This is a genomic window from Trichocoleus sp. Lan (genome assembly GCF_039961855.1).
GTDB lineage: Bacteria > Cyanobacteriota > Cyanobacteriia > Cyanobacteriales > FACHB-T130 > FACHB-T130.
Window position 1 is genome coordinate 315,556 of sequence record NZ_JAMPKA010000002.1, and the last position, 22,442, is coordinate 337,997.

Sequence of the window (22,442 nt, forward strand, 5' to 3'; positions counted from 1 at the left end):
ACGTAGTTACTTTACAGCCGCTACGAATCGCACCCGTTTTTGAAGGAGGAATCGAAATATTCCTCCTTCATCCTTCATCCTTTCAGATAGCCCTTGTGAGCATTCTACGGGAAGAAGGTCAACACAGAATCTTCTGTTTACCCAGATTCCAGGATTACACGATATCCATTTGTTGTATCTTGAAGGTCAGTCTTCGGGTATCGGGATTGAATAGCTGGTTTGCTGCTGCAAGCTTTGAGCGCCGCTTGGAGAGTAGTGAGCGATCGCAAACACAGGTAAGGTCAAAGTCAACAAAGCAATTGCAGTTCCTAGTAACTCTGCCCACCTTTGCGGAGGAGGTTGGTCAGAAGAGTTAGAGGACTGGCTACTTAATTCCATAAAAAGATAATTGCAAACTCAACACGATCAAATGAAACAGTGAAAAGAGGGGAAATTTTGAACCTCCTCTGTTCTTAATTCTAGCGAGTTCTTCTAAGCTGTCTGTCGTCTATTAAACAATCTCAACCTATAGATAGGTGCTATCAAACACGCTGATGGATGTCAACCGTCTTTGGGAATAGAAGATTAAAGCTTGAAAGGAGGAGAAATTTTAGGTTAGTTTAAACATTTAACTTGCAAGTTGTTAACTTGCAAGAATCGGGGCTGAATTCTAGTGCCCGACGAAGCTATGATGCATAAAAGAAGCTCACACCGGAAGACGGAGTGGTAGCCATGTACCTTCCCAGTGCCCTTGCCGACGAACTCAAGCTCTACCTAGAGCAACTGGCTGATAAGGGAGAGACACAAGCGCAAACCCTGTTGACTCAAATCGAACAAGTTGCAACTCCTAGCTCAACGCTGACAACGCTAACGGATATGGAGCAAGAAATGTCTTCCGTACCTCCAGAAGGGATGGGTTTGAGGTGTTGAACACTGATGCCAACAGCAAGACATTCCAATAGCAAGACGAAGCTTTGTTCCTTTTCCGTCAGTAGTAGGTGGTAACGATTTTTTCCCTATCCGCTACTCACTCCCCCATTATCGATTCTGATGTCTCAGCCTCCTCCCAAACCTCCTATAAGATCGACGGACGCCAAGTCAGCTAGAATTAAGCGCCTGCGATCGCTTACTTATATTCTGGATAATGCAATCGCGATTCCGGGAACTTCCTACCGCGTGGGCATCGATCCTCTACTTGGACTGCTCCCTGGAGGCGGGGATATACTAGGAAGTGCCTTGTCAGGCTATATCGTGCTGGAGGCAGCGCTGCTGGGTCTACCACGAGAAGCTTTGGTGCGGATGGTGCTAAATATTATTTTTGAGACTTTAGTTGGCACTGTGCCGGTGTTGGGGGATTTCTTTGACGCTACCTGGAAAGCGAATGCTAAAAACATGATGCTTCTAGAAGCTCATCTCGCTTCTCCTCGGCAGAGTCAAAAAGCAGATTGGTGGTTTATCATTCTGCTGTTGGGTGGGTTGATGCTCTTTGTGATTTGCATTGCTGCTTTCAGTCTTTTTATCCTGAATCTGCTGTGGCAAACGATAACTAAATAAAAATTAAAAATTAAAAACTTTAATTCGTTTCTCCTTTCCAATCTGAATATTTTTAATTCCTTGCAAGCAAAGTTTATTGGCTAACCCTTGAATTCGATTCTCAAGGGAATTGTACAACAGATGAGTAAGAAAGACTGGTGGGAAGCCACATTTCCAAACGGGCGTCAAACGATAACCATTTCTGATGCTAACGGGAATCCTGTAAAAATTGCTTATGGCGAAAAAGGTACAGGTAAACCGCTATTTTTAGTGCATGGAATGGCGAGCTGGAGCTACAATTGGCGTTACGCGATTGAGCCATTGTCACAACATTTTCGCGTTATCTGTTTCGATGCGAAAGGACACGGTTTTTCCGAGATGCCATCACACCCGGAAATACTCGGTCATCAATCGCTCGAACTAGAGCAGATCGTGCGAGCGTTATGCGATGAACCGGCTGTTGTGGTAGCCCTATCTTTGGGGGCATTAGTGGCCCTCGCCACTGCCCAAGCGCATCCAGATTTGTTCGATCGATTAGTTGTAATTAATGTACCGATTTTCCTCAAACGATTGCCGTTTTGGGGGATGCAGTTATTAGCAGATTTGCCGTTAGATTTAGTTAAGATAGCGGATCACTTGCGCGTGACTCAACTATTTGCACCGCTACTGTGGCAAATTGTAGCCTTCGGGCGTCGGGAAGTTGTAGTGGATTGGACACGAATTACACCCGAAGAAGTTTACTGGATTACTTATCCGTATGTCGAATTTCCGAATGCTTTGACAAAAACTGCCGAGGATTTACAACACGCAGCGCAAGAAATTCAGCGTTTGGTAAAGAATGAACCGAATTTAATTCGTAACGTCCAAGATAACCTGAGTGCGATCGCCTGTCCGACTCTAATTCTTTGGGGCGATCAAGATCAATGGTTCCCAGTTGCTGATGGCAAAAAACTTCATGCCTGTATGCCCAGCTCTAAGTTTAAGATTATCCCCAACTGCGGTCATGATGCGGCGGGAAGTCACGCAGATGCGATCGCGTCCGAGATTCTTGAGTTTATGCGCGATACAGATTTTCTAAATTCAGAATCTTTGTATCGTTTTTAGCAGTAAAGTTACCCTAAGTGTTGTCCATTTAATTCCAAACTCCACTAGGTGCAGGGAGATCCCGCACCTACTAGCTTATATAAACAAAGTCCGCGCCGTCGCCAAAGGCAAGCGATGAGAGAGATGTGTCGCCGTATTGTTAGGTTGCGATCGCATTCCCGTCAGTTATGATAGTTTCTTCTCTGCTTGGAACCTCAGCCAGTTCTTAAATACGACCGATTTAAAATTCAACTGTTCAACCAAAAGGATGAGCCAAATTAATCCACCAGTAGTAGGCTGATTAGTAATAATTCGCTTATATTTTTAAATACACTTCGCACTCTAGTTTCAGAGGTAACTTCAGAAGTGATAAATATGTCCTTGTCTTTCATCATGCCGCTAGCGATTACCTTGCTAGCTGTTTATATCCTTCAAAATTCTGCTGACGAAATTTCCTATCTCGCCGCCGCAATTTCTCTTGTTGGTTTATTTGTAAGTTTGGTTGTAGCGCCTTGGCAAATTCAGGTATTGCTGCTATTGGTCGTACTGCTAAGCGCGAGACGACTTTTGCAGCAATGTCAGCCTGTAGTCGAGGCTCAATTTGACACGCAATCTGAGCCCAAGATTGAGCCTCAATCTGAGTTTCAGGAAGACGACAAGACTCAACTCAGCTATCGCGGGATTAACTACGAATCCACCCCTTCAACCGTTGAAGTAGCAGAAGTTGAAGTTACAGGAAAATACCGGGGTCAGGTTTGTAAAGTCCGTAAAACAGAAAATATGCCGGTGTCTCAACCGACATCGGGATTAAAATATCGAGGTGCTACCGTTATTCCTCAAGCTTCCCCTACACCTCTGGTTGAAGAATCAAAACAAACGCCAGAATCTTAGCCACAGATTGCAATGCCAACTATTGAGCGAATTTTGCTGCAAGCAACCTGCACTTAAAATATGCTGTTGATCGGGTTGGATTAGGGCGATTGTTTAAACAGAAACTCTCCTCGCTGCAATTCGCAGACGACCTCTACAGATTTCTGGAGTACGCACAATTAATTTTCCAATGTTGGTGCTAGTTGACATATTTACCTCTATAAGATTTGACTTATATTTTAACGTTGCAAAGAGCGGGCTTTTGTGCTAAAAAGTCTGCGGCTACGGGTTGTGTCATAATAAGGCGATCGACCCCCATAGAGCGCTACTAATGGTGCAATCACCCGAATCTCCCAGCGAACTGGCTGCTGCCCTTCAGAACCCAGTCGATCTAAATTTCGATCTGCCCGATCCAGAGGATGAGCAGATTCCAGAGTTTGAGTTTCAGAAGCTGGTAGAGAATGCTTGGCTGGTGTGCGATCGCTTCGACTTGCAGACAGAAATCTGGCGGGGGCGGATTTTGCGAATCGTGCGAGATAGAGAGAAACAAGGCGGTGACGGACGCGGTACCGGATTTCTCAATTGGCTGAAAGAACGGGAAATTAGTAAAAGTCAGGCATATTCCTTAATTCAACTGGCAAATAGTGCTGATACCCTCTTAGAGGAGGGACATCTTGACCCGGATGCGATTCGTAGCTTCAGCAAACGCGCCTTCATCGAAACCTCTAAGGCTTCTCCAGAAATCCAACAACTGGTGACAGATGCGGCGAATAAAGGCGATCGCATTACCAGGCGCGAAGTGCGGCAACTCTCCGACGAATGGACAGCCATGAATTCAGAATTGCTACCAGATGAAGTCAAGGAAAAGGCCGCTGCGGGTTCTCTTCCCCCCCGATTTCTGTCTCCTCTGGTGCGGGAAATGGAGAAATTACCAGAATCTCACATCAGCGCCCTGAAAGAGGAAGTCGCCGGGAACCCGGATGTCGATACGGTTAAACAGGTGACATCAGATGCCCGGAATTTATCTAAATACTTAGACGCCGCCGCCCAAGTCCAGGCAATTGAGCGCACCTCTATTGACGTGGAAATGGCATTAGAGGAAGCTTTGCGTCTGGGTTGTCTAAATACCGCCGCCGATATGGTGAAGCAGGCGGCGCAACTGGAACAGACGATTGCCAAATTTTACATGACCTGGAAGCGGCTGGGCAGTCTGACCGATAGGCTGTATGTAGACACTGGCGCAAGTAGCCCTCATTTGCGATCGCTCCTTTCTTGCCTGGAACGCCTTGCGGGTGAAGTTGTGGAGGTAAGTTTGGATGATGAAGGCGATCGCACGATTCGCCTCAAAGTCATCGCAGATAACGCCTAAAACGCTTTCTTCAGAGGCGATTAATCGCGGTTCTCCAGATATCTCCCAAGATAGGTCAATTCGATCTCTTCTTAGGGCGGATCAATTTTTTAACCTTCCTCCAAATTGCGCCCGGATTCAAGTAAGCCCGATATTTGGTTGCGGCTTCTTTTCCGACTAGCACCAAACCTACCCAAAAGGCAATTTCTCCCACAACCGCAAGAATCGGAACCAATATGGCTTTTTGGGCGATCGCTAGCGGTAGCAAGGGCACCACTAAGAGGATTGCCACCCAAGGCAGGAAAGAGAAAACAATTAAAAATATACCGAGTTTCTGCATACTCCTGATTGTGACAAACTGTAACAAGATTGACAGGATATATGCACAGTATCTTGTAGGGATATAGAAGACATCCCCTGCAAGCGTCAGATTAATTCTTAATCCCCGTCGCCGCAATCCCCCGAATGAACTGACGCTGTCCGACGAGAAACAGTAACACGACAGGTACGGTAGCGATCGCAACAGCCGCCATCAGCAAAGGCCAATTATTCGTAAATTGCTCCTGAAACTCTGCCAACGCTAGCTGCACCGTCCTCAATTCCGGTCGCGTTGTAAAAATCAGGGGCTTAAACAAATCGTTCCATTCCCCAATAAATGTGAATAAAAACAGCGTCACCAATGCCGGACGAGACAACGGTAGCATCACCCGCCACAGAATTTGTAGGCGGTTTGCCCCATCCAGCGCCGCTGCTTCCTCCAACTCCACTGGAATGGTTTGAAAATACTGGCGCAACAGAAAAATCCCAAATCCATTCGCCGCCGTAGGTAAAATCAGCGCCCAGTAAGTGTTGATCAAGTGTCCCCACTTTAAAACCAAAAAAATTGGAATTACCAACAGTTGAAAGGGAATTACCAGCGTAGCCAAGACAATCAGCAGAATTGCCTGACGCCCCTGAAACTTCAGCCGCGCCAACGCATAACCGGCGAGAGCAGCGGTGATCGTCTGAAACCCCGTTACAGCTAGCGCCACTAGAGTTGAATTGGCAAACGCTAACAGAAAGTTGCCGCGCCTCCAAGCTTCGCGGTAGTTGGCAAAGCTGGGGTTAGATGGAAAGAAGCTTCCTCCAGGTGTCGCACCCACTTTGTCAAAAGAGGTAAGGAAGACGATGCCAAGCGGTAATAGCACGACACAAGCGCCCAGCAATAGCAATAGCGGGTTCGCCAGATGGGAAAGCTGAGTGACTGACAATCGACCCTGTGGATTTTTCTTAGGCATGAATACTTACTTAAATTGACTGATCCCGTTTGGCTCCAGGATAGGTACAGTACAATTATTAGATTAAGTTACGTTACTATTCCACAGAAATTTAGGTCGGTCTAGGATCGACCTATTCGTGAGGAGCAGACAGGAGATTTATGCCGTCGCTTGAAACCAGCCTAGAAATTGACTTCCACAGTGAAACCTACAAGGACGCTTACAGCCGCATCAATGCGATTGTGATTGAAGGCGAACAAGAGGCTCATGAGAATTACATCAAGTTAGCAGAATTGCTGCCAGAAGATAAGGAGCAGTTGATCCGTTTATCCAAAATGGAGAGTCGTCACAAGAAAGGATTTGAAGCCTGCGGGCGGAATCTCGAAGTGACGCCAGATTTAGAATTTGCTCGCAAGTTCTTCTCCGGACTGCACCAAAATTTCCAAGATGCGGCAGCAGAAGGCGGGATTGTTACCTGTTTGCTGATTCAAGCATTAATTATCGAATGCTTTGCGATCGCTGCTTACAACATCTATATCCCCGTTGCTGATGACTTCGCCCGTAAAATTACTGAGGGTGTTGTTAAAGATGAATACAGCCATCTCAACTACGGCGAAGTTTGGCTGAAAAACCATTTCGAGGAATCCAAAGCAGAATTTGAAGCAGCTAATCGTCAGAACCTTCCCATCGTCTGGCGGATGCTCAACGAAGTCGAAAAGGATGCCAGTATTCTGGGAATGGACAAAGAATCTTTAGTTGAAGACTTCATGATTCAATACGGCGAAGCGCTGAGCAATATTGGCTTTACTACCCGCGATATCATGCGGATGTCAGCCTACGGGCTTGCCGCTGCATAGTTGCCTAGTATAACTTGTGGGGGATGTCAAGTCAGGTAGTGCAGAGTAAGAGTGGGGAATTGCCTGAAACCAAGTCATCTATTTGAGGACGGAGTCAATGAAGGCGCTTTTACTCTCCCCCACTTTTCCCCAGTCTTTCTGGTCATATGACCGTTTTATGGAAATCGCTGGACTCAAAGCAGTGATCCCTCCTTTGGGAATTATTACAGTTGCAGCACTGTTGCCAAAAGATTGGGAAATTAAGTTTTATGACCGCAATGTGAAGACTGAGACGGAGGCCGATTGGGAGTGGTGCGACATCGTTGTTCTATCGGCAATGCTGGCACAACGAGAAGATTTTCACTTCCTGATCAAAAAGGCTGTCGAGTTAGGAAAAAAAGTGGCAGTTGGAGGGCCTTATCCAACGTCCGTTCCTGAAGACGCTCTCGCCTCTGGAGCACATTATCTAATTTTGGATGAAGGGGAATTAACAGTACCGGACTTTCTGCAAGCGATCGCTCAGGGTCAAGAAAAAGGTGTTTTTCGCTCCATCGAAAAGCCGGATGTTACCCTAAGTCCCCTTCCTCGCTTTGATTTACTGAAGCGAGATGCCTACTTGATGATGGCAATTCAGTTTTCTCGCGGTTGCCCATTTAACTGCGAATTCTGCGACATTATCAGCCTCTACGGTCGCAAACCGCGTACCAAAGAACCGGCTCAAGTGTTGGCAGAGTTGCAAAGCCTCTATGACTTAGGCTGGCGGGGTTCCCTATTCATCGTCGATGACAATTTTATTGGCAATCAGCGCAACGTCAAGCGCCTGCTACGAGAATTGATTCCTTGGATGCAGGAACACAACTATCCCTTCACCTTCATGACCGAAGCCTCTGTTAATTTAGCAGAGGATGATGAACTACTACAGTTGATGAAAAAAGCCGGTTTTTACGCCGTCTTTCTCGGTATTGAAACCCCAGATCAAGACAGCCTGCAAGTCACTCGAAAGCTTCAAAATACCCGCAACCCGCTTTTAGAAGCGTGTCGCAAGATCAACGAAGCCGGAATGCTAATTTATGCAGGATTTATTCTCGGCTTCGATGGAGAACGCGCGGGTGCTGGCGATCGCATTCAAGCCTTTGTCGAAGAAACCAGTATTCCTCAACCCATGCTCGGCATTTTGCAGGCCTTGCCGAATACGGCTTTGTGGACTCGGCTCCAAAAAGAGCAGCGTTTATTAGAAGGAGTTGGCATCACCGAAGTTGGCGATCAGAATTCCTTGATGAATTTTACGCCCAGCCGACCTCTAGCAGACATTGCCAGAGAGTATGTAGAAGGCTTCTGGACAATGTACGAACCCCAGAACTATCTCAGACGCTGTTTTAATCAATGCCTCAACATCGTTCCACCGCCAGGAAGAACGCAAAATATGTACTTCCCCGCTGGCAAAGGACTGCGGCTAGTCGCCCAGTTAATTTGGCATCAGGGCATTCGGCGACCTGAAATTCGCGGTCAATTTTGGCGACAGCTTTGGCTGATTTTACGCCAAAAGCCTCAATTCCTAAATATGTATCTCGGCTTATGTGCCGCTGGAGAGCATTTTTGGGAGTACCGCCTTTTAGCCAGAGAACGGATTACCCAACAGCTCGGCTACGATCCGATCGCTACGCCAGCCTCAACCGAACAAAAACCCGCACTTGTAAACGTCTGATCCGAGCTTTCCGCTCGCTAGAAGGCAAGAAAACAGCCATTTATCAATGTAAATCAACCTGCCGCTCAGAAGAGCGGCAATTTTTTGTACTATTGTTAAGAGTATTTAACTATTTTTTCCCCTTCCACCTTCCTTTCCTATCCAGAGGCGTAGTTAGAACCATTCATGTTTGGTTTAATCGGTCACCTTACTAATTTGCAACACGCTCAATCTGTGGCTAGAGAGCTTGGCTACCCAGAATATGCCGATCAAGGGCTAGATTTTTGGTGTAGCGCTCCGCCTCAAATCGTCGATCACATCACTGTCACCAGCATTACCGGGCAAAAAATCGAAGGTCGGTATGTGGAATCTTGCTTTGTACCAGAAATGCTGGCCAGTGGGAGAGGTAAGACAGCAGTCCGGAAAGTTCTCAACGCAATGGCTCATGCTCAAAAACATGGCATTAACATTAGTGCGCTGGGCGGCTTTTCCTCGATTATTTTTGAAGAATTCAACCTGCATGAAAGTAAGCAGGTTCGCAATATCAAACTGGAATTTGAGCGGTTCACTACCGGCAATACCCATACGGCTTACATTATCTGTCGCCAATTGGAAGAAGTGTCGAAAGAGCTGGGCATCGATCTCAGTAAAGCAACTGTGGCGGTTTGTGGAGCTACAGGCGATATTGGCAGCGCTGTCTGTCGTTGGCTAGATGCTCGAACTGAAGTGCCAGAACTGTTGCTGATTGCCCGGAAGCAAGAGCGATTGCAAGCTTTGCAGGCGGAACTCGGCAGAGGCAAAATCATGGGATTGGAAGAGGCGCTGCCTTTGGCTGATATTGTAGTTTGGGTAGCCAGTATGCCCAAAGGGATGGAAATTGATCCCACGGTTTTGAAAAAACCTTGTTTGCTGATTGATGGGGGCTACCCGAAAAACCTGTCAACAAAAATTCAGCATCCGGGCGTCTATGTCGTCAATGGGGGGATTGTTGAGCATTCCCTGGATATTGACTGGCGGATTATGAAAATCGTCAATTTGATGGAAGCTCCGGGACGCCAGTTATTCGCCTGTTTTGCCGAATCGATGCTATTGGAATTTGAAAAGTGGCACACCAACTTTTCTTGGGGACGCAATCAAATTACCGTGGAGAAGATGGAGCAAATCGGTGAATCCTCCGTGAGGCATGGATTCCGACCTTTGTTGACTTATTAGTCAGGAGTCAGGAGTCAGTTGTCAGTTGATAGAAAAAGGCTAGTTATTTTTTGTCTAGTGTTACTTCTTTCTTTGACTCCTAACTCCTGACGGCTGACTACTGACAACTGACTGACTACTGAGCATTGTAAGGGCGACCCCCTATGCTCGTCGCTGCACTACTGACCACCGATCGCTGACTAGGAACTATGTCAACTTCTTCTGAGCGCAAGCCGTTACTTCTAGATTTTGAAAAGCCTCTGTCCGAACTAGAGGCACGAATTGACCAAATTCGCGAACTTGCAGAAGATCAGGACGTCGATGTCTCCGATCAGATTCGTCAGTTGGAGGCACGAGCAGTGCAACTTCGTGAGGAGATTTTCAATAGTTTATCCCCGTCCCAGCGGCTGCAACTGGCTCGGCATCCTCGGCGTCCCAGTACATTAGACTACATCCAGGCAATGAGCGATGAATGGATGGAACTACACGGCGATCGCGGTGGGAATGACGACCCAGCGTTAGTCGGCGGCGTAGCTCGTCTGGGTGGGCGTCCCGTTGTGATGCTGGGTCATCAAAAGGGCCGCGATACTAAGGATAATGTCGCCCGGAATTTTGGGATGCCTGCTCCAGGCGGCTACCGCAAGGCGCTGCGGTTAATGGAACACGCCAATCGCTTTGGAATGCCGATTCTCACGTTTATCGATACGCCGGGAGCCTGGGCGGGTGTGGAAGCCGAGCAACGGGGGCAGGGAGAAGCGATCGCCTATAATTTGCGGGAGATGTTCCGCCTGGATGTCCCGATCCTCTGCACCGTTATCGGGGAAGGTGGTTCTGGCGGTGCGTTGGGAATTGGCGTCGGCGACCGACTATTAATGTTTGAACACGCCGTTTATACCGTTGCGACCCCCGAAGCTTGTGCAGCAATTTTGTGGAAAGATGCTTCCAAAGCTCCCCAAGCAGCCACAGCACTAAAAATTACGGCTTGGGATTTGAAAAACTTAGGCATTCTCGATGTTCTGTTGCCCGAACCTGTTGGCGGCGCTCATGGCGAGCCGCTAAAGGCAGCTGCCATCTTAAAAGACGCTCTGTTGCAAAACTTAGAAGAACTCTCCCAAATGACCTCTCAACAGCGGCGGGAGCTACGTTATCAAAAGTTTCGGAGTATTGGCGTTTATACGGAAATCTCTGCCTAGCGGGGGTTTACCTTAGAAGACGCTGTGACGAGTGGTATAATCAACAAGGTAACAAATTATTACAAGTTCTCAGTTGAGAGGAGTTGTCTTTTAAGAAATTAGCGCTGAGCTGGCAAGCAATTAACGGCGATAGCGAATCGATCGTAGACAACGACTCAAAAAATGAGAACTGTACGTAGTAAGCGTTCCCCTAGGCGATCGCTTGAGCTTATTTTGCTTTCCTACAGGGTAGCCAAACCAAGTAGGAAAAGTAAGCAAAGAGCTGATGGCTACCTAATCAAAACATACGGGAAGAATTGATGACTTCTCCAATCGAACGGCGTGCCTTGATTACCGGGGCCAGTAGTGGGATTGGCAAGGCGACAGCTTTGGCATTTGCGAAAGCAGGATTCCATGTGGCTTTAGTCAGCCGCTCTGAGTCTAAATTAGAGGCTGTCGCTGAAGCTGCTCGGAAGACCGGGGTGACAGCGAAAGCGTATGCCCTGGATCTAGCCGATATTGAGCAGGTAAGAGAAAAGGTCGCCGCGATCGCTGACTCCTTTGGCTCGATTGATGTTCTGGTGAACAATGCCGGGATGGGCTACACCGGCGAGATTATGTCAACACCTTTATCCGAATGGCAACAAGTGATTGACCTAAATCTCACCAGCGTGTTTCAGTGTATCCAGGGAATTTTGCCCTCGATGCGCGATCGCGGCTCTGGGATAATTATTAATGTGGCATCTATTGCCGGTCAGCAACCTTTTCCTGGCTGGGGTGCCTACAACGTTAGCAAAGCGGCTCTGATTGCCTTATCGAAAACCCTCGCAGCAGAAGAACGTGCCAAAGGCATTCGCGTTGTAACGATCTCTCCAGGTGCTGTCAATACCCCAATTTGGGACACAGAAACGGTTCAAGTCGAACTGAACCGTTCAGCCATGTTAACACCAGAAATCGTTGCCCAGTCGATTCTGCACATGGCTCTCGTGCCAGAACAGGCAGTAATTGAGGAATTAACCTTAATGCCGAACGCTGGGGTTTTATGAGTTGTAAGTTTTGAATGATGAATTAAACCTAAATTCATCACTCAACAGTCTCAAAAAATCCCTAACGAACTCATCACTCCGTTAACCACTCCAAACCCTAACAAAGACTGAATCATGACTACTGCTTCTTCCCACGGTTCTAATGGCTCTAACCCATCAGGCGATTTGAGCGCCAAAATTGCTCCGCCGCGACCTGACCGCAACACAATGAATGGTAGAGAACCCAATTTGCAGCCGCCTCCGGAAGAACTCAACGATGAGATGATGAGTGCTGTAAGGACGCTGCTACTGGGAGTGGGTGAAGACCCGGAACGGGAAGGCTTGCTCAAGACGCCTAAGCGAGTAGCAGAAGCAATGCGCTTTCTTACCAGTGGCTATACTCAGTCGCTAGAAGACCTTGTCAACGGAGCTATCTTTGATGAGGGTCACAACGAGATGGTTCTTGTCCGGGATATCAATGTCTTTAGCCTCTGCGAACACCATATGCTGCCATTTATGGGTAAGGCGCACGTCGCCTATATCCCTAACCAAAAAGTGGTAGGTCTTAGCAAGCTTGCTCGGATTGTTGAGATGTATTCTCGCCGCTTGCAGGTACAGGAACGGCTGACGCGCCAGATTGCTGAAGCGGTGCAGACGATTCTTGAGCCGAAGGGAGTCGCTGTTGTCATGGAAGCTACCCATATGTGTATGGTAATGCGAGGCGTCCAGAAGCCCGGTTCTTGGACTGTTACCAGTGCGATGGTCGGCGTATTTCAGGACGAGCAAAAAACTCGTGAAGAGTTCCTTAATTTAATTCGTCACCAACCCGCTTTCTTTTAAGCGTTGTTGGCAGTAATAGCAGGGAGATTTCGCTCCTCATAAAGAGAAAACTCCTAATTTCTTAAAGTAGGGACACGGCAAGGCCGTGTCCCTATAACGGTTAATGAATCGGGTTTTTATACCATTTGGTTCATGAAGCGCTACATTAACAATTCCCCCACCCCCGATAAATTGGGAGGCTAAGAAGTCTAAATGTTGCAAACAAAAGAACAAAATGGTTTTACAATCAGCATCCCCCCATTTGCTGACGCACTTGAGAAAGAGCATACCAAGTCTTTTCACCAACAATTCCATCTACTAATAAACCGTTGCGTTTTTGGAAGAATCTAACAGCAGCATCGGTGCGCGGCCCAAATACACCGTTAATTTCATCATTAAAGTCACCGGCTACAAATAGCACCTGCTGAAGTGTGATTACTGCTTCACCTTTAGCTCCGCGCTTCAGCATGGGCATATTAACCGGAGCGCCTGTATAAAGTGCTTGCCAAGTCAACGGCCCGACAATACCATCTTCTTTGAGGAAAACCCAATTCTGAAAAACAATGACGGCATATTCTACTTCTTGATTAAAAATTCCGTGAATCGCTCCGAAATAAGCGCATCTATCAGTTAATATTTGTTGTAATTCTCTAACTACCGATCCAGAGCTGCCTAACCCTAGAACGGGTTTATTAAACTGAGCTTGATTGGTGAAGGTTTGATTGGATTCGTTAGCAAGCATGATGTGGATTCCTTTGGAGTTGTTGGTGTTCTACATCTCCAAAGTACTTTTAATAAAGTGCTTGTCACTTCGCACAGTCGGGTAAACTAACTGGATTGGTTTGCTCTCGTTCTATCTGTTCACCCATTAGCAGGAGGCGATCGTGCCAAAAGAGCGAAGCTCCCTACAACTTGAACCGTGTTCCCCGCAGTTTCTCAAACAAATCCGCAACTCGATTTAAATCTTTATCTCCAGGCGATCGCTCGACACCACTCGATAAATCAATCCCGCTAGGATGCAATTGAGCGATCGCATCCAAAATATTGTCTGGTGTCAAGCCACCGGCAAGCAACCAGGGACAGCTAGGATTGAACTGTTGGAGGTTCTTCCAGTCCAACGTTTTGCCAGTACCTCCCAACATTTGGGGATGATAAGCGTCCAGCAACAAGGTATTCGCACACTCTGCATAGACATCTGCCTGAGTTAAATCCTCTAGAGTTTTCACTCTCAGCGCTTTGATGATTTCCACGCTGGGCAGCAATTGGCGCAACTGACGGCAAAATTCTGGTGTTTCTCCGCCATGTAACTGCACGCCTGTCAAGTTGGCGACGGCAACACATTGATAGATTTCTTCCAGCGTTGTGTTGGCAAAGACACCAATCCGCTCAACGTCAGGGGGTAAGCGTTCCATCACGGAGCGGATTTGAACTGCACTGACGTAGCGCGGGGAGGAGGACACGCAAATAAATCCTAGGGCGGTTGCTCCCAGTTGCGCGATCGCTTGCCCTTGATCTGGTTTGGTAATCCCGCAAATCTTGACTCGCATTAAATTTTTTTCGATTTGTATCAAAAATTAATATAACTGTTAACTGTTAAAACAAATTCCGACTTTTTACTAAGAGGTTTCTATAATACTTTGGGTTTTGATATTTGTGTCCAAGCAGGAGACAAGAACTTGATTCACTTGACAATACTCGCCGCCGTACAATCTACCGTTCCCGCGACCCCATCGTGGACTCCAATGGTCGGATTGGTGATGATTCTGTGCAACCTGTTGGCGATCGCCATCGGTCGCTTCGCTATCCAGAAGCCAGGAGTAGGACCAGACCTGCCTCTCGCTAAACCCGCTTTGTTACGCAATTTTACAGTGCCTGAACTCCTAGCGACAATGAGCTTCGGTCACATTATTGGAACAGGCGTCATCCTCGGATTAACCAACGCGGGTGCCCTTTAAAAGGCAATTGTTTCTGCTTTGGGTGACTTAAAAATTTAGCTCATCCATCAGGAAGAATCAACAGTTCCCTCCGCGTTTTATAATCCCTTCGTTGCTGATTTTATCAAAGCAGGAGAAAAGAAATTGATTGACTTAAGTTTACTTGCAGCATTGCAGCAGACAGTTCCTTCAACACCAACAATCGGCCCTGGTGTATTCATTGTCATGACTGCTTTCAACATTCTGGGTCTTTTTCTGGCCCGCAACGCTGTCCAAAAGCCGGGAGTTGGCCCTAAACTGCCTTTCCCACTGCCCGGTTTTGGTAAGAACTTTAGCGCCGCTCAATTTATTGCGGGTTTGAGTTTTGGACATATCCTGGGAACAGGTGCCATCTTAGGACTGACCAATACGGGTCTCCTTTAGAAGCCCTCGCTCGATAATAACTGTCTTTTCAGTGAAGTTAGTAGGGTGGACACTGCTCACCAATTACCCCAAAGGTCGGCAAGGCTCACTCTCCTACTTCACGCTTCATTTTCCATCATTCATGCTTCTACAAGAGCCGTCGTATATCCTGGTAAGTGCAAGGATTTAGATGGGAAAGTTTGATGCAGGCAGCTTGGCGAGTTGGCTCTCTATTCGGAATTCCGCTATTTATAGATTATTCGTGGTTTTTTATTTTAGCTTTGATCGCCTTTGCGAATGCCCTGGATTTCTCACCCGTCTTGGGTCCAGTCCTCGGCGGGGGTGCGGGATTATTAATGGCTTTATTGCTGTTTGGTTCGGTTTTACTGCACGAATTGGGTCACAGTTTAGTCGCGCGATCGCAAGGGATTGAAGTAAATTCGATTACTTTATTTCTCTTTGGTGGGATTGCGGCGATTGACCGGGAATCCAAAACCCCAGAAGCAGCCTTTCAAGTCGCGATCGCTGGCCCTGCGGTCAGCCTAGTGCTGTACTCGCTATTTTACTTAGTGGCTCATGGACTGCCAATCTCCGGTATCGTGCAGGTCATGGCATTAGACTTAGCAAAGATTAACCTAGTCTTGGCATTATTCAACCTGATTCCCGGTCTCCCCTTAGATGGCGGACAAGTTGTGAAAGCAGCCGTGTGGAAGTTCACCGGAGACCGCTTTCAGGGCGTCCGTTGGGCAGCCAAAAGCGGTTTAATTTTAGGTTGGGGCGCGATCGCCGTGGGATTGGCGATTATTACGTTCAAGGATCAGTGGTTCAGTGGCTTCTGGATTGCCTTACTCGGCTGGTTTGGGATTCGCAACGCCCGTTCCTACGACCAGATGACCACCCTCCAAGAATCCTTGCTCCAGATCGTGGCGAAAGACGCCATGACCCAAGAATTTCGGGTGGTGGATGCGAACAAGACCTTGCGCCAGTTTGCCGATGAGTACATTTTGGAAGCTTCCCACTTTCCGGTTTACTTTGCAGCGAGTGAAGGTCGCTATCGCGGTTTAGTCTCTGTTGAAGATTTGCATTTCGTAGAGCGCGGTCTGTGGGAAACGCAAAATCTGCATAGTATTGTGCATCCCCTGACGGAAATTGCTACTGTTGAAGAGAAAATGCCTTTGGTAGAAGTAATTAACTGCATGGAAGCCAAGCAGTTAAATTGGATTACTGTCCTCTCACCGGCTGGGACAGTCGCCGGTATTATCGACCGGGGCGATGTTGTCCGCGCTGTTGCATCGAAGCTGAATTTACTGATTACGGAAGTAGAAATCAAGCGGGTTAAGGCAGAGGGCACCTATCCGCCGAGTTTGCAGTTACAAGCGATCGCAAAATCAACAACTGATTAATTGACACCAGAAAACGAGTCTGAATATGCTCATACAGCACTTCCAGATGCTCGCACGCTACAACACGCTGGCAAATCGCAGACTTTATGAAGTTTGCACTCGTTTGGACGATGTAGAACGCAAGCGCATCAGACCCGCCTTCTTCAAAAGTATTCACGGGACGCTTAATCACATCATGGTAGGCGATCGCATCTGGTTATCGCGGTTTGAGGGCAAAGAAGTCCCCTCAACCGGACTTGACGCAATTCTCTATGAGGATTTCGACAAGCTTACCAAAGCGCGTGTATTAGAAGATGAGCGCATCGAAGCCTTCTCAGATAGTTTAAACGACGAATTCTTGAGCGGTACGATCAAGTACCGCAATAACCAAGGAAATATTTATATCGATCCAGTTGATTTGTTGATCGCACACTTTTTTAATCACCAGACCCACCACCGAGGACAAGTTCACGATCTGTTAACGCAGACTGAAATTGCCCCGCCAGTTCTAGATATGCACCGAGTTATCCGACCTTAGAGTTAGTTGCATTAGCACTATCTATCTTGATTCTGTGAGCGAATTTGTTAATTCTGGCTGCGCTAAAATTTCCTGCCACTCCTCTTCTGACAAAGGCTGCACTAGCATCTCAATACCAAAACAATCGCTAGCTGCTACCGTTAAGGCTTCTACAACTGTTGGAACTAGCGCCTCTCCCGGCTGGTTAATCCCTAGCTTAACCGGCGTTACCGCCTCGCCAAACACCTGTTCAAACAGCGTCGCATCTGGTGACAAACGTATCGACCCGTGCTGCAAGATGGTATTGCCTCGCCTCATCTGGGCACTCCCAATTAATTTAGAACCATCCGCTAAAACTAAATCGGCACCCGTCGAGGTGCCAAAACAATTGGGATTGTGAATGTAACCCCGTCCTGCCGAACCATAGTGCAATTCTAGACCGAGCGATCGCCATCCCTGAATCAAAAACTGACAAATCTCTTGGTACGCTTGGATGCGACTGCCAGCGAGTCCTGACGTTACCACCATGTAGGTCAAATCGCCCTGGTGCAGCACTCCCCGTCCGCCAGTCGGACGCCGCACCAAATCCACTACACCCGCCGCAGCCAGCTGCTGCCAAGATGCAGGTAAGCGGTGTTGATGATATCCCAACGAAATTGCCGGTGGAGACCAGGTATAAAACCGTAAGGCTGGAGGATGCAAACCCAGATGGTGCTGCTCCAGTAACCATCGGTCGATTGCCATCTGGACGCGACCTGACGCTTCCAGCAGCGGAATAAAACGCCAGTAGCGGTTATTGGTCATTTGTCATTTGCCTAAAATCAATGACCAATGACCAATAACTAACTACCAAATTCAGCTTGTAAAGCTTCGTCGTTATTATCTGCAATCGTCGCGACAACGGTGACAGCGCGGGAAATTTCTCCGGGAGAAAGCTCGGCGACAGTGCGAGATGTCAGCACTGCCACTTGGTTCTCCACAATGCCAAAACGCGATTCAAACGTGTCCGACCAATTCATTTCCAGGAGTTTCCGCATCAACAGCGGTTCGTTCGTGGCAGGTAGCTTGAGAACATAAGACCAAACGGTGAAAGTATCCTCCTCGGTAATCCCCGTGAGTTGCACAAACACCTCAACGCTACCGTACTTAAATTTCCAAAGATAGCTGCTGTCTTCGCCACGGCTTACCATTGCCGTATCGTCCTGATCCAAGCTGGAGATAACGGTTTGAATCACATCAACATAATTGACTACCGTTGCATCCTCAATCAGCTCATTGGTAACGAGATCCTCTGTTGACAGTCCTTGGGTGGAAACACTTTCCACAGCAGGCTGGTTGGTGGTCATAATACCTTCTGCTTATCGTTTTGCGGTTTGCCTAGACCAACTCTATCGCCTAGAGGCACATTTGGAGGACACCTCTAAAGATTAGTTTTTTATTTTCAAGTGTTAAGTTGTTTAATCATCGCCTATACAGCGATCGCCTTCAGCCGCTTCTTCTGATTCTCGTTACTAGGACAGCTCTATCCATCCTAGTAACGAGCCTTAGCCTCGATGCCCTCTGTTGCTACTTCTCGACACCGTGTTTCAAACCATGAGCTTGCGATCGCTTTGTTCTCCATCTAAAGCCGTTGTCTTTTCAGAATCCGGCTTATGAGCAATCAAATACTTGCTCATAAAGTGAACTTCACTCGAAATATTCTCGAAGCCTGCTTTCTCCAACCGTTTCACCAAATCATCCGTTATGTAGTGTTTGTAGTATGGCTCGTGGAATGTTTCTGGGAAGTTTTCCATCAGTGGCACCAAGTCTGGAGCATCGCTGACCTGAATCGAGTCGCAGATAATAAAGACTCCACCCGGTTTCGTGACTCGGTAGCACTGTTCGATCACCTGCTGACGCACCGCTGCTGGAAGCTCATGGAAGAGAAACACGCAAGTAACCGCATGGAAATGCTCATCCACGTAGGGGATTTTCTCAGCATTCGCTTGGAGGAGTTGGGGCAATTCTCCCGGATTTTCAGATAACATCTGATTCGCCTTCCGCAAGTAAGCAGGTGACAAATCGATTCCAAACAAAGAGGCTTCAGGCAAAGCACCCCGGATTAATTTCAAAGTGCGACCCGTTCCACTCGCCACATCGAGAATGCGAACTTGTCTGGGTGGAATAGAATCAAACGCTTTCAACCCTTGTTTCAGTGGCGCGAGAATCCGCCGCCGCATTGCATCTGCCGTACCACCAAAAAGAATTTCTACTTGCAAATCATAGAGATTTGCTGACCAGTCACTTAAGTAACCATCAGTTTGGTGATGGAAGTTTTGCAAGTAGTAGCTTGGATAACCATCCGTGGAAATGTTTGGCGAAAATTCTTGATATCGCTTCTGTTTAATCCGCTGATGTATTTGCAGCGTATCCAGCCAAACCATCGGATAATAGCGGAAAAAATCGCTCCATGAGTTATCAAACAGTAAGCTAGCGGGATATACACCTCGCTCAGCATCCTGCCAATCGGCTTCAATAATCCGATCGTGCCTTTGTTTCAGTTTTTGTATAAGCTCTGGGGAAATCGGCTTAGTTTTCACCTCTACCTGAGGAGAAATTAAATTCAGAAACTGCGAATTTAATATTTTATGAGCTAAACCAAAGTAATTTTTGCCTTGCTGAAAAGTCTGGTAGGTCAGCTTGGTTAGAGTCTCAGTAATAGTAGTTGCTGGGTCAAGGTTTGAGGTTGACTGCATAGAGGCTAACGATGGGTGCTGAAAACTGAGTACGACTATGAAAATGCTGCGCGGTTATATGTCTTTTTGTTAAGACATATTTCTTATGTTAACTCAGTTTCGACAACTGCCATCTGTCTCCAGTGGGACAAGAAAAAGCGCCACCCTTATGGGTGGCGGGCTAGGGATGAGTTGTTTTCCAGGAAGGGGATACCCCACCCCACAGCTTAGAACGCTTTAAGAAAGGCAAGCTCTAGATTTGGCAGGAATGCTTAGCAAAAACGTCAAGCTTTGTTCCTACACAATTTGCCTTCTCATGAGCGAGAAAAGAAATTAGCAATCATAGTAGAGAGCGAACTCGTAGGGATGGGGGCGCAGCCGCATCGGGTTGACTTCGTTATCGAGCTTGTATGAAATCCAAGTCTGGATGAAGTCTGGGGTGAACACGCCCGTCTCGGTCAAGAAAGCGTGATCGTTTTCCAACGCCTCCAGGGCACCTTCGAGCGATCCTGGGGTGGAAGGAACATTCGCCAGTTCCTCTGGGGTTAGGTCGTAAATATCCTTATCCAGGGATTCACCGGGGTCAATTTGGTTTTTGATACCATCTAGACCCGCACAGAGCATGGCAGCAAACGCCAAGTAGGGGTTAGAAGTCGCATCCGGACAACGGAACTCTAAGCGCTTCGCTTTAGGATTGGTACCAGATAGCGGAATCCGAATCGAGGCAGAACGGTTTCCTTGGGAGTAAGCCAAGTTCACGGGTGCTTCAAAACCGGGCACCAAGCGCTTGTAAGAATTGGTTGTGGGATTGGTCAAAGCCAACAGCGCCGGTGCGTGCTTGAGGATGCCACCGATGTAGTGCAACGCCATTTGGCTTAAGCCAGCATACTTATCGCCTGCAAATAGCGGCTGTCCATCCTTCCAAATCGACTGGTGGGTATGCATCCCGGAACCGTTGTCGTTAAACAGCGGCTTCGGCATGAAGGTGACTGTTTTGCCATATTTCTTGGCAACGTTCTTGATGACGTACTTGTAAGTCATCAGATAGTCAGCAGCTTGTACCAAAGTTGCGAAGCGGAAACCCAGTTCGCACTGTCCGCCGGTAGCAACTTCGTGGTGGTGCTTTTCAATCGGCACCCCGCACTTCGCCATCGTCAGCAGCATTTCTGTCCGCATATCCTGGGAGGTATCCGTCGGCGCGACTGGGAAATAACCCTCTTTGTAGCGAGGTTTATAACCGAGGTTGCCACCCTCTTCTTTTTTCCCAGAATTCCAACGTCCCTCGACGGAGTCTACGTGGTAATAGCCTTCATGCTGGTTTTGGTCAAAGCGGACATCATCAAAGATGAAGAACTCAGCTTCCGGTCCAATGAAGGCTGTATCGCCAATGCCGGTAGAAATTAGGTAGTCTACTGCCTTCTGAGCAATGGTGCGGGGGTCGCGGCTGTAAGGTTGGCCCGTCCGGGGTTCGATAATGCTACAGACGACGCTTAAAGTCGGCTCTGCCATAAATGGGTCGATCCAGGCAGTTGTCGGATCTAGCACCATTGCCATGTCTGATTCGTTGATGGCTTTCCAACCCCGGATACTAGAGCCATCGAAGGGTACGCCCTCGGTAAAGCTACTTTCGTCAATTTGGTCGTGATACATCGACAAATGCTGCCAGATACCCGGCATATCGATGAACTTGAGGTCAATGATCTGGATGTTTTTTTCTTTGACGTAAGTCAAAAATTCTTGCGGGGTCTGGAACATTACGACGGACTCCTTATTTTCTAAGCTGGCTCAGTCTGGAAAGCAGAAAAAACAGTAAGAGCGATCATCAGGGTTGGTGAATCGTCAAGTCAAGAGGGGGAGAACCTGGATTGAAAGCAAGCATTTTCAGGTGAGACTTCCCGATCCAGAAGTACAACTTTCCTGGCTGAAAATCTTTTTTCTCCTCTTTTGCCCATCTCAAGAACTCTCCCACTCAATTCCCAGTTGGCGCTTACGCGCCGCTACGCTAACAGTCTTCAGCCTTTTTTCAAGACGTAAGGCATCGATGTACTGGATCATCCTAGGGATAGGTGCCAGGAGATTTTGTATTCAGCTATACAGAATAAGGCAGTTGCCGTTTGACTTAAAGCGAGAAAAAGTTAAAAATTGTAGCGAGATTTACAAAAAAATCTTATAGGCGGCAACAATTTTACTAATCAGTAGCTTTGGCTACTTTTGTGCGGGGGGAAGCATGATGTTTAATTTAAATACGGATTTTGATCAAGATTTTGACGAACAAGAGGCATTTGAGTATCGTCCTGGGACGAGAGTGGAGCTAAAGCAGCGTCCTGGGGTGGTTGATATTATTGCTGAATATGACCCGATGATGGTGCCGCCCATTTGGTTGCTCAACGATCCGCAGCCGCGATATCCAGAAGAGCTGACATTACTGCCAGTGCCCATGAGAGGAGTTTGTTGGTTGAAGCCGGTGAGCCGTCGAAAAGCTGGATCGAGAGCGGCTCAGTCAAGAGATGGCAAGCCGATGCGCCAGAAGGCTTATAGCACAGCCCCGGAGAAAATTGCCCGCTAAAAATTGCTGCGATTGCTCTCAACAATGTGGAGATGCTTGTGGAGATGGATATATGCTAATGAAAGTGTTTGTTGTTGTAAACTACACCCTAGAAACTGGGTATGCAACAGCACACTAAACAATAGAAAATT

General features: G+C 47.5%; 25 protein-coding genes. 16 read left to right on the plus strand and 9 right to left on the minus strand.

From position 1 onward, the window contains the following. Positions 1-186: 186 nt before the first annotated feature. Complete coding sequence (locus NDA03_RS02880) at positions 187-378, minus strand: hypothetical protein (protein ID WP_190412350.1); 192 nt, start codon at positions 376-378, stop codon at positions 187-189. Positions 379-711: 333 nt separating this feature from the next. Here NDA03_RS02880 and NDA03_RS02885 point away from each other — a divergent pair, with 333 nt between their 5' ends. The 5 genes from NDA03_RS02885 to NDA03_RS02905 all read left to right on the plus strand — a co-directional run bounded on the left by NDA03_RS02885 (position 712) and on the right by NDA03_RS02905 (position 4,834). Further along, a complete protein-coding gene (locus NDA03_RS02885) occupies positions 712-909 on the plus strand; it encodes a hypothetical protein (RefSeq protein ID WP_190434305.1) in 198 nt (65 codons plus the stop codon). A gap of 120 nt (positions 910-1,029) precedes the next feature. After that, the gene (locus NDA03_RS02890) at positions 1,030-1,533 is read left to right on the plus strand and encodes a DUF4112 domain-containing protein (protein ID WP_190412352.1); all 504 of its coding nucleotides are present in this window, start codon (positions 1,030-1,032) and stop codon (positions 1,531-1,533) included. Between the two features lie 120 nt (positions 1,534-1,653). Beyond that, positions 1,654-2,616 (plus strand): alpha/beta hydrolase, encoded by a 963-nt coding sequence (locus NDA03_RS02895; protein ID WP_348237238.1) that lies wholly within the window; start codon positions 1,654-1,656, stop codon positions 2,614-2,616. 354 nt (positions 2,617-2,970) lie between these two features. Beyond that, positions 2,971-3,486, plus strand: coding sequence for a DUF4278 domain-containing protein (locus NDA03_RS02900; RefSeq protein ID WP_348237239.1), 516 nt, complete (start codon positions 2,971-2,973; stop codon positions 3,484-3,486). A gap of 310 nt (positions 3,487-3,796) precedes the next feature. Further along, the gene (locus tag NDA03_RS02905) at positions 3,797-4,834 is read left to right on the plus strand and encodes a hypothetical protein (RefSeq protein ID WP_190434304.1); all 1,038 of its coding nucleotides are present in this window, start codon (positions 3,797-3,799) and stop codon (positions 4,832-4,834) included. 55 nt (positions 4,835-4,889) lie between these two features. On the opposite strand, the gene NDA03_RS02910 is transcribed toward NDA03_RS02905, so the two are convergent. Next, positions 4,890-5,153, minus strand: a complete 264-nt coding sequence (locus tag NDA03_RS02910) for a transporter suffix domain-containing protein (protein WP_190430700.1) — start codon at positions 5,151-5,153, stop codon at positions 4,890-4,892. Between the two features lie 91 nt (positions 5,154-5,244). Further along, entirely contained in the window at positions 5,245-6,090 is an 846-nt protein-coding gene (locus tag NDA03_RS02915; RefSeq protein WP_348237240.1) for a carbohydrate ABC transporter permease, read from the minus strand. Positions 6,091-6,230: 140 nt separating this feature from the next. Here NDA03_RS02915 and NDA03_RS02920 point away from each other — a divergent pair, with 140 nt between their 5' ends. The 6 genes from NDA03_RS02920 (at position 6,231) to folE (ending at position 12,817) form a co-directional block, all read left to right on the plus strand. Next, positions 6,231-6,926, plus strand: coding sequence for an aldehyde oxygenase (deformylating) (locus NDA03_RS02920; protein WP_190430702.1), 696 nt, complete (start codon positions 6,231-6,233; stop codon positions 6,924-6,926). 97 nt (positions 6,927-7,023) lie between these two features. Further along, positions 7,024-8,610 carry a B12-binding domain-containing radical SAM protein gene (locus tag NDA03_RS02925; RefSeq protein WP_190412360.1) on the plus strand — a complete coding sequence of 529 codons (1,587 nt, stop codon included), beginning with the start codon at positions 7,024-7,026 and terminating at the stop codon, positions 8,608-8,610. Positions 8,611-8,775: 165 nt separating this feature from the next. Next, positions 8,776-9,801: a long-chain acyl-[acyl-carrier-protein] reductase gene (locus NDA03_RS02930; protein WP_190412361.1), complete on the plus strand. Its 1,026-nt coding sequence runs from the start codon at positions 8,776-8,778 to the stop codon at positions 9,799-9,801. A gap of 188 nt (positions 9,802-9,989) precedes the next feature. After that, positions 9,990-10,973 carry an acetyl-CoA carboxylase carboxyl transferase subunit alpha gene (gene accA, locus NDA03_RS02935; protein WP_190412362.1) on the plus strand — a complete coding sequence of 328 codons (984 nt, stop codon included), beginning with the start codon at positions 9,990-9,992 and terminating at the stop codon, positions 10,971-10,973. A 299-nt stretch (positions 10,974-11,272) separates the two neighbouring features. Beyond that, the gene (locus tag NDA03_RS02940; RefSeq protein WP_190412363.1) at positions 11,273-11,998 is read left to right on the plus strand and encodes an SDR family oxidoreductase; all 726 of its coding nucleotides are present in this window, start codon (positions 11,273-11,275) and stop codon (positions 11,996-11,998) included. A 114-nt stretch (positions 11,999-12,112) separates the two neighbouring features. Further along, on the plus strand, positions 12,113-12,817 hold the full coding sequence (gene folE / locus NDA03_RS02945; protein WP_190412364.1) for a GTP cyclohydrolase I FolE: 705 nt from the start codon (positions 12,113-12,115) through the stop codon (positions 12,815-12,817). 226 nt (positions 12,818-13,043) lie between these two features. Here the strand turns inward: folE and NDA03_RS02950 are convergent, their stop codons facing one another. Beyond that, positions 13,044-13,538: a peptidoglycan-binding protein gene (locus tag NDA03_RS02950; protein WP_190412365.1), complete on the minus strand. Its 495-nt coding sequence runs from the start codon at positions 13,536-13,538 to the stop codon at positions 13,044-13,046. Positions 13,539-13,701: 163 nt separating this feature from the next. Further along, a complete protein-coding gene (locus NDA03_RS02955; protein WP_190430705.1) occupies positions 13,702-14,343 on the minus strand; it encodes a phosphoribosylanthranilate isomerase in 642 nt (213 codons plus the stop codon). Between the two features lie 129 nt (positions 14,344-14,472). On the opposite strand from NDA03_RS02955, the gene psaK (NDA03_RS02960) reads away from it, so the two are divergent. The 4 genes from psaK (NDA03_RS02960) to NDA03_RS02975 all read left to right on the plus strand — a co-directional run bounded on the left by psaK (NDA03_RS02960) (position 14,473) and on the right by NDA03_RS02975 (position 17,052). Further along, positions 14,473-14,751, plus strand: a complete 279-nt coding sequence (gene psaK, locus NDA03_RS02960) for a photosystem I reaction center subunit PsaK (RefSeq protein WP_190412367.1) — start codon at positions 14,473-14,475, stop codon at positions 14,749-14,751. 123 nt (positions 14,752-14,874) lie between these two features. Then, a complete protein-coding gene (gene psaK, locus NDA03_RS02965) occupies positions 14,875-15,153 on the plus strand; it encodes a photosystem I reaction center subunit PsaK (RefSeq protein ID WP_190412368.1) in 279 nt (92 codons plus the stop codon). A 182-nt stretch (positions 15,154-15,335) separates the two neighbouring features. Beyond that, the gene (locus NDA03_RS02970) at positions 15,336-16,535 is read left to right on the plus strand and encodes a site-2 protease family protein (RefSeq protein WP_348237241.1); all 1,200 of its coding nucleotides are present in this window, start codon (positions 15,336-15,338) and stop codon (positions 16,533-16,535) included. A 25-nt stretch (positions 16,536-16,560) separates the two neighbouring features. Further along, a complete protein-coding gene (locus NDA03_RS02975; protein ID WP_190412370.1) occupies positions 16,561-17,052 on the plus strand; it encodes a DinB family protein in 492 nt (163 codons plus the stop codon). Positions 17,053-17,073: 21 nt separating this feature from the next. Here NDA03_RS02975 and NDA03_RS02980 read toward each other — a convergent pair whose 3' ends face one another. The 4 genes from NDA03_RS02980 to glnA form a co-directional block, all read right to left on the minus strand. Further along, on the minus strand, positions 17,074-17,835 hold the full coding sequence (locus tag NDA03_RS02980) for a biotin/lipoate A/B protein ligase family protein (RefSeq protein WP_190412371.1): 762 nt from the start codon (positions 17,833-17,835) through the stop codon (positions 17,074-17,076). Positions 17,836-17,873: 38 nt separating this feature from the next. Next, complete coding sequence (locus NDA03_RS02985; RefSeq protein ID WP_190430709.1) at positions 17,874-18,377, minus strand: YbjN domain-containing protein; 504 nt, start codon at positions 18,375-18,377, stop codon at positions 17,874-17,876. A 240-nt stretch (positions 18,378-18,617) separates the two neighbouring features. Next, entirely contained in the window at positions 18,618-19,730 is a 1,113-nt protein-coding gene (locus tag NDA03_RS02990; protein ID WP_348237264.1) for a methyltransferase domain-containing protein, read from the minus strand. 348 nt (positions 19,731-20,078) lie between these two features. Then, positions 20,079-21,500: a type I glutamate--ammonia ligase gene (gene glnA / locus NDA03_RS02995; RefSeq protein ID WP_190412373.1), complete on the minus strand. Its 1,422-nt coding sequence runs from the start codon at positions 21,498-21,500 to the stop codon at positions 20,079-20,081. Between the two features lie 472 nt (positions 21,501-21,972). On the opposite strand from glnA, the gene NDA03_RS03000 reads away from it, so the two are divergent. After that, on the plus strand, positions 21,973-22,311 hold the full coding sequence (locus NDA03_RS03000; protein WP_242029202.1) for a hypothetical protein: 339 nt from the start codon (positions 21,973-21,975) through the stop codon (positions 22,309-22,311). The last annotated feature ends 131 nt before the right edge of the window (positions 22,312-22,442 follow it).